This window comes from Mesorhizobium sp. WSM4837, from assembly GCF_055811435.1.
Genome location: NZ_JBVVQE010000181.1, coordinates 1 through 1,924, shown reverse-complemented (window position 1 = coordinate 1,924; position 1,924 = coordinate 1). Strand labels below are relative to the sequence as shown.

Annotated in this window: 2 protein-coding genes; both read left to right on the top strand. The window is 63.0% G+C overall.

The features are described 5' to 3' along the window. Nucleotides 1-602: SMC-Scp complex subunit ScpB (scpB, locus tag AC0L3D_RS36530; RefSeq protein WP_473647517.1), on the top strand; the 602-nt coding region annotated here is incomplete at its 5' end. A gap of 278 nt (nucleotides 603-880) precedes the next feature. Then, nucleotides 881-1,835 (top strand): IS630 family transposase gene (locus AC0L3D_RS36525; protein WP_473647516.1). Its coding sequence is split into 2 segments (ribosomal slippage): nucleotides 881-1,230 and nucleotides 1,229-1,835, totalling 957 coding nucleotides; the frame shifts between segments, so codons are not numbered across the junction. The last annotated feature ends 89 nt before the right edge of the window (nucleotides 1,836-1,924 follow it).

Genomic DNA, 1,924 nt, shown 5'->3' with positions numbered 1-1,924 from the left:
GGGAGTGGATGAACCGCGTCGAAGCGACGATCTTCGCGGCCAGCGAGCCGGTGACACGTGACACCCTGGCGCGTATCGTCGGCAAGAGCTGCAATATCGATCTCATCATCGATGATATCCGCGAGGAACTGCGCGGCCGGCCCTATGATCTGGTGGCGGTCGCCGGTGGTTTTCGGCACCTGACCCGGCCGGCCTATGCCGACGCCATCCGCGCCGCCGTCGGCACAAGCGAGCGCACCATCGACCTCACCCAGTCGGAAGTATTGACGCTGATGACGATCGCCTACTTCCAGCCGATCACCCGCGCCGAGCTGTCCTCCTTCTTTGGCAAGGAAATCAGTCGCGACCTGATCGGCAATTTGCGCGGTTTCGGCTTGATCGCCTCCGGTCCGCGCAGTCCGACGCCCGGCGCGCCGTACACCTATGTCACGACCAAAGCATTCCTGCTGGAGTTCGGGCTCGACACGTTGCGTGACCTGCCGGATTTCGAGGCGCTCGAGGATGCCGGGCTGCTGAGCAAAGAGAAGCTGTTGGCTGGTGATATCATGCCGGGGTTTTCGAACGATGGCGGTGGGGATGCAGGCGTCGCCGGTGATGAATAATATGCTGCTCGCCAGGGATGGGCGGGATTCTTGTCAATTTCATAAGTCAACTGGAGCGCGCAGAAGAAAACTGGGGTGAGACATCCGCCGGGAATGTCGTGCTCGGGTGGAAAGTTCACGTTGCTGCCGTCGATCTGAACTGGCAGGAGGCGCCATAAGCAGTCGTCGCAGCATCGACCACCGGATGACGTGTTTGGGGCCGCTAGAGCACGTCCTGTGATCGATGAATCGATTGTGATGTGACAGCTGCGTTTTGTGCTGATTCAACATCCACCTCGATGGAGGTGGACGATGGGAAGAGCATTGAGCGGGATCTTCGATCGCGGGTTTTGAAGGCTTCGGACGAGGGCATATCGGCGCGGCAAGCGGCGGCGCGGTTCGGCGTGGGAGTGTCCAGCGCGATCCGCTGGATTGCGCGGGCGAAGATCGGCGAACTGGCGCCACGCCCGCAGGGCCGCCGCTGTGCCTCCAGCTTCGATGCGCATGAAGCCTTCATCGTCGGGCTGATCGAGGAGCGCAAGGACATCACGCTGAACGAGATGGTGGAGCGGCTCGTCGCCGAGCAGTCGGTGCGCATCAGCCGCAGCGCCTTGAGCGCCTGGCTTCGCCGCCACGGCTGGACATTCAAAAAAGTCCGCGCACGCACTGGAGCAGGATCGCCCCGACGTGCTGAAGCGGCGCCGGGACTGGTTCGACGGCCAGCTCGATCTCGATCCGGCGAAGCTCGTGTTCATCGACGAGACCGGCCTCTCCACAAAGATGGCCCGCCTGCGTGGAAGAGCGCCGCGCGGCGAGCGCTGCCGGGCCGGCGTCCCGCATGGCCACTGGAAGACCACGACCTTCACCGGAGCGCTGCGGCTGACGGGCATGACTGCGCCCTTCGTCTACGACGGCGCTATGAACGGCAACGTGTTCCTGGCCTATGTCGAGCAGGTGCTGGTCCCGACATTGTCGGAGGGCGACGTAGTCGTCATGGACAACCTGCCCGCTCACAAGGCCGCCGGCGTGCGCGACGCGATTGAGGCCGCAGGCGCGAGCCTGCTCTACCTGCCGCCCTACAGTCCCGACTTCAATCCGATTGAGAACGCCTTCGCCAAACTCAAGGCGCTGCTGCGAGCAAAGGCCGAGAGAACCATCAAGGCTCTGTGGGACGCGGTCGGCGCGGTCGTCGACCTCTTCACCCCAGCCGAATGTGCCAACTACTTCAAAGCCGCAGGATATGAACCGGATTAAACAGGACGTGCTCTAGCCGCTGGCCGCTTTGGATTTAGCCAGCGACGAAGCGGACATTCGTGCTGGGCAGGCGAACCGCTTCGGCGGCA